Origin of the sequence: Mycobacterium canetti CIPT 140010059 (assembly GCF_000253375.1) — a bacterium.
Lineage (GTDB): Bacteria > Actinomycetota > Actinomycetes > Mycobacteriales > Mycobacteriaceae > Mycobacterium > Mycobacterium tuberculosis.
In genome coordinates this window covers 2,689,742-2,707,523 of the sequence record NC_015848.1, presented here as the reverse complement: position 1 = coordinate 2,707,523, position 17,782 = coordinate 2,689,742, and the positions used below count along the sequence as shown (strand labels likewise).

Here is a 17,782-nt window from a genome sequence, read left to right as displayed (position 1 = left end):
GCGTGAGCATCTTATGAGCATCGAGGTAGCCAACGAGTCGGGCATCGACGTCTCGGAAGCGGAACTAGTCAGTGTCGCACGGTTTGTCATCGCCAAGATGGACGTCAATCCGTGCGCCGAATTGTCGATGCTGCTGCTGGACACCGCGGCGATGGCCGACCTACACATGCGCTGGATGGATCTTCCCGGGCCGACCGACGTGATGAGCTTCCCGATGGACGAGCTCGAGCCGGGTGGTCGCCCCGACGCCCCCGAACCGGGACCGTCCATGCTGGGCGATATCGTGCTGTGCCCGGAATTCGCCGCTGAGCAGGCGGCTGCGGCCGGCCACAGCCTGGGCCACGAATTGGCCCTGCTGACCATCCACGGTGTGCTTCACCTGCTCGGCTATGACCACGCCGAGCCAGACGAGGAAAAAGAGATGTTCGTCCTGCAGGACCGGTTGCTTGAAGAGTGGGTAGCCGACCAGGTTGAGGCCTACCAGCACGACCGGCAGGACGAGAAGGACCGCCGGTTGCTCGACAAGTCAAGGTATTTTGACCTTTGACCGGGTACTACCAGCTGCTCGGCTCGATCGTATTGATCGGTTTGGGTGGGTTGTTCGCCGCGATTGACGCCGCCATCAGCACCGTGTCTCCGGCCCGGGTGGATGAGCTAGTACGCGACCAGCGGCCGGGCGCGGGGTCGCTGCGTAAGGTGATGGCCGACCGGCCGCGGTACCTCAACCTGGTCGTGTTGCTGCGGACCAGCTGTGAGATCACCGCGACCGCGCTGCTGGTGGTTTTCATCCGATACCACTTCAGCATGGTGTGGGGGTTGTATCTTGCCGCGGGCATCATGGTTTTGGCCAGCTTTGTCGTCGTGGGAGTGGGGCCACGCACCCTTGGGCGCCAGAACGCATATTCCATCTCGTTGGCCACGGCCCTTCCGCTGCGGCTGATCTCGTGGTTGTTGATGCCGATCAGCCGCCTGCTGGTGTTGCTGGGCAACGCACTGACCCCCGGGCGCGGCTTTCGCAACGGGCCGTTTGCATCCGAGATCGAGCTGCGCGAAGTTGTCGACCTAGCCCAGCAGCGGGGCGTGGTTGCTGCCGACGAGCGCCGGATGATCGAGTCGGTCTTCGAGCTGGGTGACACCCCAGCCCGCGAGGTGATGGTGCCGCGCACCGAGATGATCTGGATCGAAAGCGACAAGACAGCCGGTCAAGCAATGACCCTGGCGGTACGCAGCGGACATTCCCGAATCCCGGTGATCGGCGAGAACGTCGACGACATCGTCGGCGTGGTGTACCTGAAAGACCTTGTCGAGCAGACGTTCTGCTCGACGAACGGCGGCCGCGAAACGACCGTCGCGCGGGTGATGCGGCCAGCTGTGTTCGTGCCGGACTCCAAGCCGCTGGACGCATTGCTGCGGGAAATGCAGCGCGACCGTAACCACATGGCCCTGCTGGTCGACGAGTACGGCGCGATAGCCGGCCTCGTCAGCATCGAAGACGTGCTGGAGGAGATCGTCGGCGAGATTGCCGACGAGTACGACCAGGCCGAGACGGCGCCGGTGGAAGACTTGGGCGACAAGCGTTTCCGGGTATCGGCGCGCCTGCCCATCGAAGACGTCGGCGAGCTGTACGGCGTGGAGTTCGACGACGACCTTGACGTCGACACGGTGGGCGGGCTGCTGGCCCTAGAACTGGGCCGGGTGCCGCTGCCCGGCGCTGAGGTGATATCGCATGGCCTGCGGCTGCATGCCGAGGGTGGCACCGATCATCGGGGACGGGTACGAATCGGCACCGTGTTGCTGAGTCCGGCCGAACCCAACGGCGCCGATGATGAGGAGGCCGATCACCCTGGCTGAGCAGCTAGATGCCGAGGACGCAAAGCTGGTTGTGTTGGCACGCGCGGCGATGGCACGTGCCGAGGCCGGTGCCGGCGCGGCGGTCCGCGATGTCGACGGCCGCACGTACGCGGCGGCGCCGGTGGCCCTGTCGGCGCTCGAGCTGACCGGTCTGCAGGCGGCGGTGGCCGCGGCCGTGTCCAGTGGGGCGACCGGTCTTCAGGCCGCCGTCTTGGTGGCCGGGTCCGTTGACGATCCGGGCATTGCCGCCGTCCGCGAACTCGCCCCGACCGCTGCGATCATCGTCACCGATCGGGCAGGTAACCCGCTATGACGCCGAACGTGCATTCACGGCGGAAAAAAGCGGGAAAAGTCGCCCTGTGTTCACGTTCGGCGAGGAAACCGGCATGACCGAATTCCATTCTGGCTTTGTGTGTTTGGTCGGCCGGCCGAACACCGGCAAGTCCACGCTGACCAATGCGCTGGTCGGGGCGAAAGTGGCAATCACGTCGACGCGCCCGCAGACCACCCGGCACGCCATTCGTGGGATCGTGCATAGCGACGACTTCCAGATCATCCTCGTCGACACTCCCGGTCTGCACCGGCCGCGCACTCTGCTGGGCAAGCGGCTCAACGACTTGGTCCGCGAAACCTACGCGGCGGTCGACGTCATCGGGCTATGCATCCCCGCCGACGAGGCGATCGGTCCGGGAGACCGGTGGATTGTCGAGCAGCTTCGTTCGACCGGCCCTGCCAATACGACACTGGTGGTCATCGTCACCAAGATTGACAAGGTGCCGAAAGAAAAAGTGGTCGCCCAGCTGGTAGCGGTCAGCGAACTCGTCACGAATGCGGCCGAGATTGTCCCGGTGTCGGCGATGACCGGCGACCGGGTAGACCTGTTGATCGACGTACTGGCCGCGGCATTGCCGGCCGGCCCCGCGTATTACCCCGACGGTGAGTTGACTGACGAACCCGAGGAGGTTCTGATGGCCGAGCTCATCCGCGAGGCGGCCCTTCAGGGCGTGCGCGATGAGCTGCCCCATTCGCTGGCGGTGGTGATTGACGAGGTCAGTCCACGTGAGGGGCGTGACGACCTGATCGACGTACACGCCGCGCTGTACGTCGAGCGAGATAGTCAGAAGGGCATCGTCATCGGCAAGGGTGGTGCCCGGCTGCGGGAGGTGGGTACCGCGGCCCGTAGCCAGATCGAAAACCTGCTGGGCACCAAGGTCTATCTCGACTTGCGGGTCAAGGTCGCCAAGAACTGGCAGCGCGACCCCAAACAGCTTGGCCGACTGGGGTTTTAGCTCGTCCACCACACCTGCGGCTGCTTGGTCGCCCAGCCACTGACGGCTTCCAACTCGGCGGCCAGCGAGATCAGCATGCCCTCGCTGTTGGCCGGTCCCATCAGTTGCACACCGATCGGCAAACCGTCGGAGGTGAACCCCGCCGGCACATTGATCGACGGCCAGCCCAGCAGGTTCCACGGCCAGGTCGACGGGCACGCGGCGATGATGGCGCGATCGGTGCCGAAGCTGCCCAACCGGTCAAACGCGCGCGCCATTGGCGGTGGTTGTGCTGTGGTCGGTGCCAGCACCACGTCGACGATGTCGAAGATCGAGCCGACCCGACGCTGGTCGGCGGCTTCGTGGCGGCGCGCGCTGCGCAGAATCGCCTGCGACAGCACGTGCCCCATGCGCAGGTTGGATACGGTGCGACGATCCAGGGTCACCTCGTCGCCTAGCCGCTCCGCCCATTCCCAGAGGCCCGCGGTGGACCGGGCAAGAAAGTTCCACGACAACCGTAGGCCGTAGTCCGGATTGCCTTTCACCACCGTATGGCCGAGCAGCTCGAGCTGGTCGCCCACCCTCTGGGTCGCGGCCAAGATCTCAGGATGCAACTTGGCCCGAAAGCCGGTGTACGGGAAGTGGGTTGACAAGGCAATCTTCAGCGGTCCAGGGGCGATGCCGACGAAATCGGACACCGTCACCGGGGGTGGCTGGTGGCGGTCGCCCTCGACGTTGCCGGACGCGGCGTCCAGCACCAGCGCCGCATCCTCCACAGTGCGGGCCAGTACGCCGTTGACCGTGACGCCGTTGAACGCCTCCGGCAGCGGCCAGGTGGAGATCCGCCCGCGTTGTGGCTTGATGCCCACTAGGTGTGTCCATGCTGCGGGGATGCGGATGCTGCCGGCGCCGTCGGAGCCGATAGCGGCGGTAACCAGGCCGGCGGCCACCGCCGCCGCGCTACCGCCCGAGGATCCACCCGGCGTGTGCCGGCGCGACCAGGGGTTGCGGGTGTGTCCGAACCCGGGTCCGCTGGTGAACGGCCACTGGCCCAATTCACAAGTATTCGTCTTGCCGACGATCACCGCTCCGGCCGCCTTGAGGCGCCGGACGACCTCACAGTCGTCGGTAGCAGGCGCGACATAGCCCTGGGTGCCGAAGGCGGTTGGCACTCCAGCAACGTCGACGTCGTCCTTGACCGCGATCGGAATGCCCAGCAGCGGCGCCGTGTCGCCGGCCGCCCGCCGCTTATCGGCGGCCGCCGCGTCGGCCAGCGCGGATTCGGTGAGCACTACCCGGAAGGCGTTCAATGTGGGCTGGCTCACATCGATCGCGCGCAGGGAACGTCGCACCAACTCTTCGGACGTCACTGCGCGGGTGGCCAGCTGGTAGAGCAGGTCGGTCAGGGTGGGCAGGCGCTGGTTGCCAGAGCCGGAAATGGCTCCAGCATCCGACCCAGAAGCGCCAACCACGGGGTACGAGACTATCGGCGCGGATACCCGCGATGTCGTGGCGGGGTGCAAAACTATTGTGATGCGGCTGTATCGGGACCGGGCTGTTGTGCTGCGCCAGCACAAGCTCGGCGAAGCCGACCGGATCGTCACCCTGCTGACCCGCGATCACGGGTTGGTCCGCGCGGTGGCCAAAGGTGTTCGACGCACCCGCAGCAAATTCGGCGCGCGCCTGGAGCCGTTCGCGCATATCGAGGTGCAACTGCACCCTGGCCGCAACCTCGACATCGTCACCCAGGTTGTCTCTGTCGACGCGTTCGCCACCGACATCGTCGCCGATTACGGCCGCTACACCTGCGGATGCGCGATACTGGAAACCGCCGAACGCCTGGCCGGTGAGGAGCGGGCGCCCGCTCCGGCTCTGCACCGGCTCACGGTGGGCGCGCTGCGGGCGGTGGCCGATGGACAGCGGCCTCGGGACCTGTTGTTGGACGCCTATCTGCTGCGCGCCATGGGCATCGCCGGCTGGGCACCAGCGTTGACCGAGTGCGCCCGCTGCGCCACGCCTGGTCCGCATCGGGCGTTTCACATCGCGACCGGGGGCAGTGTCTGCGCACACTGCCGTCCGGCCGGCTCGACCACACCGCCGCTGGGCGTCGTAGACCTGATGTCCGCGCTGTACGACGGCGATTGGGAGGCCGCCGAGGCGGCGCCGCAATCGGCCCGCAGCCATGTCAGCGGGTTGGTGGCCGCACACCTGCAATGGCATCTGGAACGGCAGCTGAAAACGTTGCCGCTGGTGGAGCGGTTCTACCAGGCCGATCGATCGGTTGCCGAACGTCGCGCCGCGCTGATCGGGCAGGATATAGCCGGTGGCTAGGGATGCACGGAAGCGGACGTCCAGCAAATTCCCGCAGCTGCCTCCGGCCCCCGACGACTACCCGACCTTTCCTGATACGTCGACGTGGCCCGTCGTCTTCCCGGAGTTGCCGGCAGCGCCCTACGGAGGCCCCTGCCGGCCACCGCAGCACACTTCGAAAGCGGCCGCGCCACGAATACCGGCCGACCGGCTGCCCAACCATGTCGCCATTGTCATGGACGGCAATGGCCGCTGGGCCACCCAACGTGGGCTGGCCCGCACCGAAGGTCACAAGATGGGCGAGGCGGTGGTGATCGACATCGCTTGCGGTGCTATCGAACTCGGGATCAAGTGGCTCAGCCTCTACGCCTTCTCCACGGAGAACTGGAAGCGTTCGCCCGAGGAAGTCCGCTTCCTGATGGGCTTCAACCGCGACGTGGTGCGACGGCGCCGAGACACCCTAAAGAAGCTAGGGGTCCGGATCCGGTGGGTGGGTTCACGACCACGGCTGTGGCGTAGCGTCATCAATGAGTTGGCGGTCGCGGAGGAGATGACCAAAAGCAACGACGTCATCACCATCAACTATTGCGTCAACTACGGCGGGCGCACCGAAATCACCGAAGCCACCCGCGAAATCGCTCGTGAGGTCGCCGCGGGCAGGCTCAACCCGGAGCGGATCACCGAATCCACGATCGCCCGCCACCTGCAGCGACCCGACATTCCCGACGTTGACCTCTTCCTGCGGACCTCGGGTGAGCAGCGCTCCAGCAACTTCATGCTGTGGCAGGCGGCCTACGCTGAATACATATTCCAGGACAAGCTCTGGCCCGACTATGACCGCCGCGACTTGTGGGCGGCCTGCGAGGAATACGCGTCGCGCACTCGGCGGTTCGGGAGCGCCTAGTGCCATCCCTACCGGACCGGCTGGCATCGATACTGCGCGATGTCCTTCCTGCCGAGGAGGAACCCGACGGCGCGCTGACGGTTCGCCATGACGGTACGTTTGCCTCGTTGCGGGTAGTGAGCATCGCTGAGGACCTCGAGCTGGTGTCCCTTACCCAGATCCTGGCGTGGGATCTGCCGTTGACCAAGAGGCTCACCGAGCAAGTGGCCAAGCAGGCACGCGACATCAACTTCGGCTCGGTGAGCCTGCGGGAAAAGGTCAGCGAGAAGGCTGCGCGGCGAAGCTCTGGTCGGCCCGCGTCCAACACCGCGGACGTGATGCTGCGATACAACTTTCCCGGCACCGGTTTGACCGACGACGCGTTGCGCACGTTGATCCTTTTGGTGCTGGAGACGGGCGCCACGATCCGCAGCGCGCTCGTTGGCTAGGAGTGTGCTCGCTGTGCGCCGAACGTGCCCTGGTGGCGGCGACACGCCGGGCGGAGCCGCCATGGTTGCACGTTCGGCGTGTGGGGTCGCTCGACCTCGGTGGTGTCCTAGCTCCGGCAGTCTGAGCAGGTGCCGAAGATCTCGATGGTGTGGCTGACGTCAGAGAATCCATGTTTGGTGGCCACCTCCGCCGCCCACGCCTCCACCTCGTGGTCACCTACTTCGATGGTGGAACCGCAGCTGCGGCACACCAGATGGTGGTGATGGTGCTCCGAGCATCTGCGGTAGACCGATTCACCGGTGTCGGTGCGCAGTGTGTCCACCAGTCCGGAGGATGCCATCGACTGCAGTGTGCGGTAGACGGTGGTCAGACCGATGTTCTCGCCGCGCCGGCGCAGTTCGTCGTGCAGTTCCTGGGCCGAACGAAAGTCGTCGAGCGTCTCTAACAGTGTCGAGATGGCTGCCCGCTGGCGGGTAGAGCGGACACCGGCTGCACTCATATTGCGTCCTCACCGGCGTGCGCGACGGCGTCGAGCACAATGTGCGCGAGGTGGTGGTCAGCAAGTCGGTACAGCACTTCTCGGCCCGATCGCTCCCCGGTGACCACGCCCGCCGCCTTGAGGATCTTCAGATGTTGGCTGACCAACGGCTGGGGCACGTGCAGTGCGTCGACCAGTTCGTGCACGCAGCGTTGAGATTCACGCAATTGCAGCACGATGGCGATCCGCACCGGTGCGGCCAGCGCACGCAGCAGCTCGCCGGCAGCGTCTAGGATCTCCCGCGGCGGTGGTGCGGGGAACGTGGGGCATTCGGCGAACCTATCCGCGGGATGCTGGTGACCGCCTACTTCGTCGGCACCCACATCTTCGTGGGCGGCGGTCGGCGTTGAGGGGGACGTCACCATATTGGAGTCTTCACCTCGAGAAGTGCCGTATTAGGAAGGACCTGCCACTGACCTCCACTGTCACATGCATGATGATGCATGTCAAAGGCAATAGGAGACCCAGGTCCCGATCGCTACCATGACTGATGTTTTGCGCGTAGTCGTGTCGGGCTGCGCGCGTCTGCCCGATCCCTCGAAGGGAGTGCACCACCCCGTGGCGCCCGTCATCGACACCGTGGTCAACCTAGCCAAACGGCGAGGCTTCGTCTATCCGTCGGGCGAGATCTACGGCGGCACAAAGTCGGCGTGGGACTATGGTCCGCTAGGGGTTGAGCTCAAAGAGAACATCAAGCGCCAGTGGTGGCGATCGGTGGTGACTGGCCGCGACGACGTTGTCGGAATCGATTCGTCGATCATCCTGCCGCGTGAGGTGTGGGTGGCTTCCGGTCACGTCGATGTCTTTCATGACCCGCTGGTCGAGTCGCTGATCACACACAAGCGCTACCGGGCCGACCATCTCATCGAGGCCTACGAAGCCAAACACGGGCATCCGCCGCCTAACGGGTTGGCCGACATTCGCGACCCGGAAACCGGCGAACCCGGCCAGTGGACGCAGCCACGCGAGTTCAACATGATGCTCAAGACCTACCTCGGACCCATCGAGACCGAGGAGGGGCTGCACTATCTGCGCCCGGAAACCGCGCAGGGCATCTTCGTGAACTTTGCCAACGTGGTGACAACTGCTCGTAAGAAGCCGCCATTCGGTATCGGACAGATCGGCAAGAGCTTTCGCAACGAGATCACTCCGGGCAACTTCATCTTCCGGACCCGCGAGTTCGAGCAGATGGAGATGGAGTTCTTCGTCGAGCCGGCGACTGCCAAGGAATGGCATCAGTACTGGATCGACAACCGGCTGCAGTGGTATATCGACCTGGGTATTCGTCGGGAAAACCTGCGGTTGTGGGAGCACCCCAAAGACAAGTTGTCACATTACTCCGACCGCACCGTCGACATCGAGTACAAGTTCGGCTTCATGGGCAATCCATGGGGTGAACTGGAAGGTGTGGCCAACCGAACCGATTTTGACCTATCGACGCATGCGCGGCATTCCGGCGTCGACCTGTCTTTCTACGACCAGATCAACGATGTTCGGTACACGCCGTACGTCATCGAGCCGGCAGCTGGCTTGACCCGGTCATTCATGGCGTTTTTGATCGACGCGTACACCGAGGACGAGGCCCCGAATACCAAGGGTGGGATGGATAAGCGCACGGTGCTGCGATTGGACCCGCGGCTGGCGCCGGTCAAGGCGGCGGTGTTGCCGCTGTCCCGGCACGCGGACCTGAGCCCGAAGGCCCGGGACCTGGGCGCCGAATTACGGAAATGCTGGAACATCGATTTCGATGATGCCGGCGCTATCGGGCGGCGTTACCGGCGCCAGGACGAGGTCGGTACCCCGTTCTGTGTGACGGTTGACTTCGACTCGCTGCAGGACAATGCCGTCACCGTGCGGGAGCGTGACGCCATGACGCAGGACCGGGTTGCGATGAGCAGCGTGGCCGACTATCTCGCGGTGCGGCTCAAGGGCAGCTAGCAGCCCCGGTCCGGGCACGACCCGGTGAGCTGTGGTGGCCGCTGGGTGGGCGGCGCCGTGGTGACGGGTGTCCGCGTGTCGTTTGGGGTAACGCGCGGGGGTGCGGTTGAGAATGATTTGTTAGAGGAGGGGCGGTAGTGGTGAATTTTTCGGTGTTGCCGCCGGAGATTAATTCGGGGCGGATGTTTTTTGGTGCGGGGTCGGGGCCGATGTTGGCGGCGGCGGCGGCCTGGGATGGGTTGGCGGCTGAGTTGGGGTTGGCGGCGGAGTCGTTTGGGTTGGTGACCTCGGGTCTGGCGGGTGGGTCGGGTCAGGCGTGGCAGGGTGCGGCGGCGGCGGCGATGGTGGTGGCGGCGGCGCCGTATGCGGGGTGGTTGGCTGCTGCGGCGGCGCGGGCTGGGGGGGCTGCGGTTCAGGCTAAGGCGGTGGCCGGCGCGTTTGAGGCGGCGCGGGCGGCCATGGTGGATCCGGTGGTGGTGGCGGCTAATCGCAGTGCGTTTGTGCAGTTGGTGCTGTCGAATGTGTTTGGGCAGAATGCGCCGGCGATTGCCGCTGCTGAGGCCACCTATGAGCAGATGTGGGCTGCCGATGTGGCGGCGATGGTGGGTTATCACGGTGGGGCATCGGCGGCGGCGGCGGCGTTGGCGCCATGGCAGCAGGCGGTGCCGGGCTTGTCGGGCTTGCTAGGCGGTGCGGCTAACGCACCGGCGGCCGCTGCACAAGGCGCTGCACAAGGCCTCGCCGAGCTGACCTTGAATTTGGGTGTCGGCAACATCGGCAGCCTCAACCTGGGCAGTGGCAACATCGGCGGTACCAACGTGGGCAGTGGCAATGTCGGCGGCACCAACCTGGGCAGCGGGAACTACGGCAGCCTGAACTGGGGCAGCGGAAACACCGGTACCGGCAATGCCGGCAGCGGAAACACGGGTGACTACAACCCTGGCAGCGGAAACTTCGGCAGCGGAAACTTCGGCAGCGGAAATATCGGCAGCCTCAATGTGGGCAGCGGAAACTTCGGCACGCTCAACCTCGCCAACGGAAATAACGGTGATGTCAATTTCGGCGGCGGGAACACCGGCGACTTCAACTTTGGCGGCGGGAATAATGGCACCCTCAACTTTGGGTTCGGAAACACCGGCAGCGGGAATTTCGGTTTCGGAAACACGGGCAACAACAATATCGGTATCGGGCTCACCGGTGATGGTCAGATCGGCATCGGCGGACTGAACTCAGGCACTGGAAACATCGGCTTCGGAAACTCCGGCAACAACAACATCGGCTTCTTCAACTCGGGTGATGGAAACATCGGCTTCTTCAACTCGGGTGACGGCAACACGGGTTTCGGGAACGCCGGAAATATCAACACCGGTTTCTGGAACGCAGGCAATTTAAACACGGGCTTCGGGAGTGCCGGCAACGGAAACGTCGGTATCTTCGACGGCGGGAACTCAAACTCGGGCAGCTTCAACGTGGGCTTTCAGAACACCGGCTTCGGAAATTCGGGTGCTGGAAACACCGGCTTCTTCAATGCGGGTGACTCGAACACCGGTTTCGCGAACGCAGGTAACGTCAACACCGGTTTCTTTAACGGTGGAGATATCAACACCGGTGGTTTCAATGGCGGCAACGTCAACACCGGTTTTGGCAGCGCGCTCACCCAAGCAGGTGCCAACTCGGGCTTCGGGAACCTCGGTACCGGCAACTCGGGTTGGGGGAACAGTGACCCCTCGGGCACCGGCAACTCCGGGTTCTTCAACACAGGCAACGGTAATTCGGGCTTCTCCAACGCCGGCCCAGCCATGCTTCCTGGCTTCAACTCCGGGTTTGCAAACATTGGCTCTTTCAATGCAGGAATTGCAAACTCGGGTAACAACCTCGCCGGTATCTCCAACTCGGGTGACGACAGTTCGGGTGCGGTAAATTCGGGTAGCCAGAACTCCGGTGCTTTCAATGCGGGTGTAGGACTTTCGGGATTCTTCAGGTAGTCGGCACTTGCCACGGCCCGGTTGGGTGTGCCCGGGTGACCCGTGCGGCCACGGTTCTTCCTGGTCGACGCGTCTCTGGCTCACCTTCAGATGCCGGTAGTGGGGTGCGGGTCGGCGCTGGATCGAGCTAGTTCGGCGTCCAGGCAACGTAAGACCTGAGTTGGTTCGAATTGGTGCGCATCGAGCGTCGGGCACATCGCACGGTCGCAACGGTCACATGTGTCACTGCACCGGGCGACACCCGATGTGCCCGGCTCTCAGCGACAGCTGCCTGACCTGCGGTTTTGTTCCCGAGTTGGTTGCGGCTGTGCGGGATTGTAGGCGGCGTTGACCGGCAGAAACCGAGTTGTCGCGCTAAGGTGGGCACAGCGACCATCGCCGACGGCGAGGGCCAGTGTTGCGGACGTGACGAAAGAGCGGTACGGACAGCGGGAGCAGCACTCGGGTCAATTGAGTCATCTGGCGCGCCACCGTGGTTCGGCGGCGCCCCGGTTGGCCGTCCGGGCGTCCAGGTACTCCTGAGTGCATCAAGTGCACAATTTTCGACCCGTCACCAAGCAAACTCACAGGTCAACGGGCTCTATTAATGCTGAGCCGCGAATCGTGAGCCAAGTCGGGGATCGAGCCGGTTTGGCGCCCAGACAACGTAGGACGTCTCGGTGACGGGTGTCCGCGTGTCGTTTGGGGTAACGCGCGGGGGTGCGGTTGAGAATGATTTGTTAGAGGAGGGGCGGTAGTGGTGAATTTTTCGGTGTTGCCGCCGGAGATTAATTCGGGGCGGATGTTTTTTGGTGCGGGGTCGGGGCCGATGTTGGCGGCGGCGGCGGCCTGGGATGGGTTGGCGGCTGAGTTGGGGTTGGCGGCGGAGTCGTTTGGGTTGGTGACCTCGGGTCTGGCGGGTGGGTCGGGTCAGGCGTGGCAGGGTGCGGCGGCGGCGGCGATGGTGGTGGCGGCGGCGCCGTATGCGGGGTGGTTGGCTGCTGCGGCGGCGCGGGCTGGGGGGGCTGCGGTTCAGGCTAAGGCGGTGGCCGGCGCGTTTGAGGCGGCGCGGGCGGCCATGGTGGATCCGGTGGTGGTGGCGGCTAATCGCAGTGCGTTTGTGCAGTTGGTGCTGTCGAATGTGTTTGGGCAGAATGCGCCGGCGATTGCCGCTGCTGAGGCCACCTATGAGCAGATGTGGGCTGCCGATGTGGCGGCGATGGTGGGTTATCACGGTGGGGCATCGGCGGCGGCGGCGGCGTTGGCGCCATGGCAGCAGGCGGTGCCGGGCTTGTCGGGCTTGCTAGATAGTGCACAGTCCAGCGCGCAAGCGGTGACCGCCCAAGCAGTCGGCTCCACCGTGCCTGGGCCTCTGCAGGGCATCAACTTCGGCTTTGGCAACATCGGGTCCCTCAATTTGGGCAGCGGAAATACCGGTGACACGAACGTCGGCAGCGGCAATATCGGCAACACCAACCTAGGCGGCGGCAATATCGGCAGCTTCAACCTGGGCAGCGGTAACCAAGGTGACATCAACCTGGGCATCGGTAACGTTGGCAACCTCAACCTGGGCAGCGGAAACTTCGGTAGCCAAAACCTGGGTAGCGGCAACATCGGCAGCACCAACGTGGGCAGCGGCAACATCGGCAGCACCAACGTGGGCAGCGGCAACATCGGCGACACGAACTTCGGTAACGGAAACAACGGCAACTTCAACTTTGGTAGCGGCAATACCGGCAGTAACAACATCGGCTTCGGAAACACCGGCAGCGGGAATTTCGGTTTCGGAAACACGGGCAACAACAACATCGGTATCGGGCTCACCGGCGATGGTCAGATCGGCATCGGCGGACTGAACTCGGGCAGCGGAAACATCGGTTTCGGGAACTCCGGCACCGGAAACGTCGGTTTGTTCAACTCCGGCACCGGCAACGTAGGCTTCGGGAACTCCGGTACTGCGAACACTGGATTCGGGAACGCGGGCAACGTCAACACCGGATTTTGGAACGGCGGCAGCACAAACACTGGCCTCGCTAACGCCGGCGCCGGCAACACAGGCTTTTTCGACGCTGGCAACTACAACTTCGGCAGTCTTAACGCCGGAAACATAAACTCGAGTTTTGGGAATTCGGGTGACGGCAACAGTGGTTTCCTCAATGCTGGCGACGTCAACTCCGGCGTGGGCAATGCGGGTGATGTCAACACTGGCTTAGGGAACTCGGGCAACATCAATACTGGTGGGTTTAATGCGGGCACGCTCAACACGGGCTTCTTCAGCGCGATGACCCAAGCTGGTCCGAATTCGGGCTTCTTCAACGCCGGTACCGGTAACTCTGGTTTCGGGCACAACGACCCGGCTGGCAGTGGCAACTCGGGCATTCAGAACTCGGGCTTCGGCAACTCGGGCTATGTCAATACCAGCACCACAAGCATGTTCGGCGGTAACTCAGGGGTGCTCAACACGGGCTACGGCAACTCAGGTTTCTATAACGCGGCCGTCAACAACACCGGGATTTTTGTGACCGGCGTGATGAGTTCGGGATTTTTCAATTTTGGGACGGGCAACTCGGGCCTGCTGGTCAGCGGCAATGGGCTTTCGGGTTTCTTCAAGAACTTGTTCGGATAGTGGTGGTTTCCGTTCGGTAGTGCGATGTAGTTGGTCTAATCACGGTTACCTCACTCGGTATGACGTGACCGTCTGACGGGATATTTTTGCCGCCTTATTTTTTCGTTGGCTTCGCGCAGTCTTTACGCGAGTTGCTGATGGCTCGCCGTGGCTAAAACTCTGGCCCGGAAATATCGCGAGCCGTGTAGCTGCGGATTGCGGCGAGGCCTGCCCGGTGGCTGCCTTCCGGTGTCCAGTTACTAGACACTTGCCCGGTGGCTGGCGGCGGTGACGTGCCGGCGTGAACGGCTCATGCCGAATTCATGAATAAAGTTTTGGTAAAAGTGCGGATTTTCGGTGTGGATTGTCTTACCATCCGCCCGTGGGCTGGTTTGTGTCTGGAGAGTGGTAGGCGGAGCCGTTGAGGCGGCTGGCTGGTTTGGGGTTGCGATGATTTTGGATTTTTCGTGGTTGCCGCCGGAGATCAACTCGGCGCGGATCTATGCCGGTGCGGGGTCGGGGCCGTTGTTTATGGCGGCGGCGGCGTGGGAGGGGTTGGCTGCGGATTTGCGGGCCTCGGCGTCCTCGTTTGATGCGGTGATCGCCGGGTTGGCGGCTGGGCCGTGGTCGGGTCCGGCGTCGGTGGCGATGGCGGGGGCGGCGGCGCCGTATGTGGGGTGGTTGAGTGCGGCGGCCGGGCAGGCGGAGTTGTCGGCTGGTCAGGCTACCGCGGCGGCGACGGCGTTTGAGGCGGCGTTGGCGGCCACGGTGCATCCGGCGGCGGTGACGGCGAATCGGGTGTTGTTGGGGGCGTTGGTGGCGACGAACATTTTGGGTCAGAACACGCCGGCGATTGCGGCCACTGAGTTCGATTATGTGGAGATGTGGGCTCAGGACGTGGGTGCGATGGTGGGGTATCACGCGGGGGCGGCGGCGGTGGCTGAGACGTTGACGCCGTTTAGTGTGCCGCCGCTGGATTTGGCGGGGTTGGCTTCCCAGGCCGGTGCGCAGTTGACCGGGATGGCGACGTCGGTTTCGGCTGCGTTGTCTCCGATCGCGGAGGGTGCGGTGGAGGGGGTGCCGGCTGTGGTGGCTGCGGCGCAGTCGGTGGCGGCGGGGTTGCCGGTGGATGCGGCGCTGCAGGTGGGGCAGGCCGCGGCGTATCCGGCCAGTATGTTGATTGGGCCGATGATGCAGTTGGCGCAGATGGGGACTACGGCCAACACGGCTGGGTTGGCCGGTGCGGAGGCTGCGGGGTTGGCTGCGGCGGATGTGCCGACGTTTGCCGGTGATATCGCTTCGGGGACGGGCCTAGGTGGTGCCGGTGGTCTGGGTGCGGGGATGTCGGCGGAGTTGGGTAAGGCGCGGTTGGTGGGGGCGATGTCGGTGCCTCCGACCTGGGAGGGGTCGGTTCCTGCGCGGATGGCCAGTTCGGCGATGGCGGGTTTGGGGGCTATGCCTGCTGAGGTGCCGGCGGCAGGCGGGCCCATGGGGATGATGCCGCTGCCGATGGGTATGGGGGGTGCTGGGGCGGGTATGCCGGCCGGGATGATGGGCCGCGGTGGCGCAAATCCGCATGTGGTGCAGGCTCGGCCCAGTGTGGTGCCGCGGGTCGGGATCGGGTAGGGCGGAGGTGATTGGTCGGGGTCTTTGCGTTGATGACATTGCGGCACGTTGGGTTTGATGTGACCTGTTGATTATGGAAGGGAGCGGTGTGGTGGCTACTCGGTTTATGACCGATCCGCATGCAATGCGGGATATGGCCGGTCGGTTTGAGGTGCATGCGCAGACCGTTGAGGATGAGGCGCGTCGAATGTGGGCGTCGTCGCAGAACATTTCTGGGGCTGGCTGGAGCGGGTTGGCTGAGGCGACATCGTTGGACACGATGACTCAGATGAATCAGGCGTTCCGCAATATTGTGAACATGCTGCATGGGGTGCGGGACGGGTTGGTCCGTGACGCGAATAACTACGAGCAGCAAGAGCAGGCGTCGCAGCAGATTTTGAGCAGCTAGAAAGGGCATTGGCGATGACGATCAATTATCAGTTCGGTGATGTGGATGCCCATGGGGCCATGATTCGGGCTCAGGCGGCGGCGTTGGAGGCTGAGCATCAGGCGATCGTGCGTGATGTATTGGCTGCGGGCGACTTTTGGGGTGGTGCCGGGTCGGTGGCCTGCCAGGAGTTCATCACTGCGTTGGGCCGCAATTTCGCGGTGATATACCAGCAGGCGAACGCCCACGGGCAAAAGATCCAGGCCGCTGGTAGCAACATGGCCCAAACCGACTCCGCAGTGGGTTCCAGCTGGGCTTAGCTAACTGCGTGGACCAGCCGTAACGGGCGCGGGTAACACGGGGGGTCGTGTTGCCCGCGCCCTTCGGCATGTCAACACCCCGATCATTCCGCGCGGAGTCAGCACTTTCTTCAAAACCCGGATTTTTGGTGTGGGTTGCTTTAGCATCCGTGATTGGTTTGTGTCTGAGCCGTTGAGGCGGCTGGCTGGTTTGGGGTTGCGATGATTTTGGATTTTTCGTGGTTGCCGCCGGAGATCAACTCGGCGCGGATCTATGCCGGTGCGGGGTCGGGGCCGTTGTTTATGGCGGCGGCGGCGTGGGAGGGGTTGGCTGCGGATTTGCGGGCCTCGGCGTCCTCGTTTGATGCGGTGATCGCCGGGTTGGCGGCTGGGCCGTGGTCGGGTCCGGCGTCGGTGGCGATGGCGGGGGCGGCGGCGCCGTATGTGGGGTGGTTGAGTGCGGCGGCCGGGCAGGCGGAGTTGTCGGCTGGTCAGGCTACCGCGGCGGCGACGGCGTTTGAGGCGGCGTTGGCGGCCACGGTGCATCCGGCGGCGGTGACGGCGAATCGGGTGTTGTTGGGGGCGTTGGTGGCGACGAACATTTTGGGTCAGAACACGCCGGCGATTGCGGCCACTGAGTTCGATTATGTGGAGATGTGGGCTCAGGACGTGGGTGCGATGGTGGGGTATCACGCGGGGGCGGCGGCGGTGGCTGAGACGTTGACGCCGTTTAGTGTGCCGCCGCTGGATTTGGCGGGGTTGGCTTCCCAGGCCGGTGCGCAGTTGACCGGGATGGCGACGTCGGTTTCGGCTGCGTTGTCTCCGATCGCGGAGGGTGCGGTGGAGGGGGTGCCGGCTGTGGTGGCTGCGGCGCAGTCGGTGGCGGCGGGGTTGCCGGTGGATGCGGCGCTGCAGGTGGGGCAGGCCGCGGCGTATCCGGCCAGTATGTTGATTGGGCCGATGATGCAGTTGGCGCAGATGGGGACTACGGCCAACACGGCTGGGTTGGCCGGTGCGGAGGCTGCGGGGTTGGCTGCGGCGGATGTGCCGACGTTTGCCGGTGATATCGCTTCGGGGACGGGCCTAGGTGGTGCCGGTGGTCTGGGTGCGGGGATGTCGGCGGAGTTGGGTAAGGCGCGGTTGGTGGGGGCGATGTCGGTGCCTCCGACCTGGGAGGGGTCGGTTCCTGCGCGGATGGCCAGTTCGGCGATGGCGGGTTTGGGGGCTATGCCTGCTGAGGTGCCGGCGGCAGGCGGGCCCATGGGGATGATGCCGCTGCCGATGGGTATGGGGGGTGCTGGGGCGGGTATGCCGGCCGGGATGATGGGCCGCGGTGGCGCAAATCCGCATGTGGTGCAGGCTCGGCCCAGTGTGGTGCCGCGGGTCGGGATCGGATAGCGCGCAGGGCGCGTCGACGCGGGAGTCATCGCGGCGGCGACGTCGTTGGAAATCCCTGGCCTTGGTGCCGTGATTGTCGGCGAAATGAAGTGCACCGAAGCGGTCGCGCTCGCGAAAGAGAGCTAAGTCTTTAGGCGTGGCCCAGTCCGCTGGCCATGCGGAAAGCCCCTCCGGCCGTGAGCCCGGCGATCAGCAGCGCCAGCACAACCATCGCGATCTGAAGGTGTCCGCTGGTGGAGTTCGCGCTGGCAAGTTCGGCCGAGTGCACGCTTGAAAGCGTGAAGT

At 64.3% G+C, this 17,782-nt stretch carries 18 protein-coding genes; 14 read left to right on the top strand and 4 right to left on the bottom strand.

Annotated features, from left to right (window positions below):
- Positions 1 to 13 precede the first annotated feature (13 nt).
- From ybeY to era, 4 genes are all read left to right on the top strand, one after another.
- A complete protein-coding gene (ybeY, locus tag MCAN_RS12585; protein ID WP_041180110.1) occupies positions 14 to 547 on the top strand; it encodes an rRNA maturation RNase YbeY in 534 nt (177 codons plus the stop codon).
- Positions 544 to 1,851, top strand: coding sequence for a hemolysin family protein (locus MCAN_RS12580; protein ID WP_014001238.1), 1,308 nt, complete (start codon positions 544 to 546; stop codon positions 1,849 to 1,851). Before ybeY ends, MCAN_RS12580 begins: the two co-directional genes overlap by 4 nt.
- Entirely contained in the window at positions 1,823 to 2,164 is a 342-nt protein-coding gene (locus MCAN_RS12575) for a hypothetical protein (RefSeq protein WP_003412226.1), read from the top strand. The genes MCAN_RS12580 and MCAN_RS12575 overlap by 29 nt, the downstream gene beginning before the upstream one ends.
- Positions 2,165 to 2,237: 73 nt before the next feature.
- Positions 2,238 to 3,140 (top strand): GTPase Era, encoded by a 903-nt coding sequence (gene era, locus MCAN_RS12570; protein WP_003412224.1) that lies wholly within the window; start codon positions 2,238 to 2,240, stop codon positions 3,138 to 3,140.
- Here the strand turns inward: era and MCAN_RS12565 are convergent.
- Positions 3,137 to 4,591 (bottom strand): amidase, encoded by a 1,455-nt coding sequence (locus tag MCAN_RS12565; RefSeq protein ID WP_003412223.1) that lies wholly within the window; start codon positions 4,589 to 4,591, stop codon positions 3,137 to 3,139. The two genes, era and MCAN_RS12565, sit on opposite strands and share 4 nt — an antisense overlap.
- Positions 4,592 to 4,652: 61 nt before the next feature.
- On the opposite strand from MCAN_RS12565, the gene recO reads away from it, so the two are divergent.
- The 3 genes from recO to MCAN_RS12550 are packed head-to-tail and all read left to right on the top strand — an operon-like array spanning position 4,653 to position 6,761.
- Entirely contained in the window at positions 4,653 to 5,450 is a 798-nt protein-coding gene (gene recO / locus MCAN_RS12560) for a DNA repair protein RecO (protein WP_003412222.1), read from the top strand.
- Entirely contained in the window at positions 5,443 to 6,333 is an 891-nt protein-coding gene (locus MCAN_RS12555; RefSeq protein ID WP_014001237.1) for a decaprenyl diphosphate synthase, read from the top strand. Before recO ends, MCAN_RS12555 begins: the two co-directional genes overlap by 8 nt.
- Positions 6,333 to 6,761 (top strand): hypothetical protein, encoded by a 429-nt coding sequence (locus MCAN_RS12550; RefSeq protein WP_003412208.1) that lies wholly within the window; start codon positions 6,333 to 6,335, stop codon positions 6,759 to 6,761. Before MCAN_RS12555 ends, MCAN_RS12550 begins: the two co-directional genes overlap by 1 nt.
- Before the next feature lie 107 nt (positions 6,762 to 6,868).
- Here the strand turns inward: MCAN_RS12550 and zur are convergent, their stop codons facing one another.
- Together zur and MCAN_RS12540 are read right to left on the bottom strand one after the other, a co-directional pair.
- Positions 6,869 to 7,261 (bottom strand): zinc uptake transcriptional repressor Zur, encoded by a 393-nt coding sequence (gene zur, locus MCAN_RS12545; RefSeq protein WP_003903860.1) that lies wholly within the window; start codon positions 7,259 to 7,261, stop codon positions 6,869 to 6,871.
- On the bottom strand, positions 7,258 to 7,665 hold the full coding sequence (locus MCAN_RS12540) for an ArsR/SmtB family transcription factor (protein WP_003412205.1): 408 nt from the start codon (positions 7,663 to 7,665) through the stop codon (positions 7,258 to 7,260). Before MCAN_RS12540 ends, zur begins: the two co-directional genes overlap by 4 nt.
- Before the next feature lie 181 nt (positions 7,666 to 7,846).
- On the opposite strand from MCAN_RS12540, the gene MCAN_RS12535 reads away from it, so the two are divergent.
- The 7 genes from MCAN_RS12535 (at position 7,847) to MCAN_RS12495 (ending at position 17,497) form a co-directional block, all read left to right on the top strand.
- A complete protein-coding gene (locus tag MCAN_RS12535; protein ID WP_003412200.1) occupies positions 7,847 to 9,238 on the top strand; it encodes a glycine--tRNA ligase in 1,392 nt (463 codons plus the stop codon).
- 137 nt (positions 9,239 to 9,375) lie between these two features.
- Positions 9,376 to 11,223: a PPE family protein gene (locus tag MCAN_RS12530; protein WP_003904827.1), complete on the top strand. Its 1,848-nt coding sequence runs from the start codon at positions 9,376 to 9,378 to the stop codon at positions 11,221 to 11,223.
- Positions 11,224 to 11,959: 736 nt separating this feature from the next.
- Positions 11,960 to 13,828: a PPE family protein gene (locus MCAN_RS12515; protein WP_015288299.1), complete on the top strand. Its 1,869-nt coding sequence runs from the start codon at positions 11,960 to 11,962 to the stop codon at positions 13,826 to 13,828.
- 429 nt (positions 13,829 to 14,257) lie between these two features.
- On the top strand, positions 14,258 to 15,433 hold the full coding sequence (locus MCAN_RS12510; protein WP_014001235.1) for a PPE family protein: 1,176 nt from the start codon (positions 14,258 to 14,260) through the stop codon (positions 15,431 to 15,433).
- Positions 15,434 to 15,524: 91 nt separating this feature from the next.
- Complete coding sequence (esxJ, locus tag MCAN_RS12505; RefSeq protein WP_003911659.1) at positions 15,525 to 15,821, top strand: type VII secretion system ESX-5 protein EsxJ; 297 nt, start codon at positions 15,525 to 15,527, stop codon at positions 15,819 to 15,821.
- A gap of 14 nt (positions 15,822 to 15,835) precedes the next feature.
- Positions 15,836 to 16,120 (top strand): WXG100 family type VII secretion target, encoded by a 285-nt coding sequence (locus tag MCAN_RS12500; RefSeq protein WP_003902172.1) that lies wholly within the window; start codon positions 15,836 to 15,838, stop codon positions 16,118 to 16,120.
- 201 nt (positions 16,121 to 16,321) lie between these two features.
- The gene (locus tag MCAN_RS12495) at positions 16,322 to 17,497 is read left to right on the top strand and encodes a PPE family protein (protein ID WP_014001235.1); all 1,176 of its coding nucleotides are present in this window, start codon (positions 16,322 to 16,324) and stop codon (positions 17,495 to 17,497) included.
- Positions 17,498 to 17,627: 130 nt separating this feature from the next.
- Here the strand turns inward: MCAN_RS12495 and MCAN_RS22830 are convergent, their stop codons facing one another.
- Positions 17,628 to 17,765, bottom strand: coding sequence for a hypothetical protein (locus MCAN_RS22830; RefSeq protein ID WP_021083104.1), 138 nt, complete (start codon positions 17,763 to 17,765; stop codon positions 17,628 to 17,630).
- Between the last annotated feature and the right edge of the window lie 17 nt (positions 17,766 to 17,782).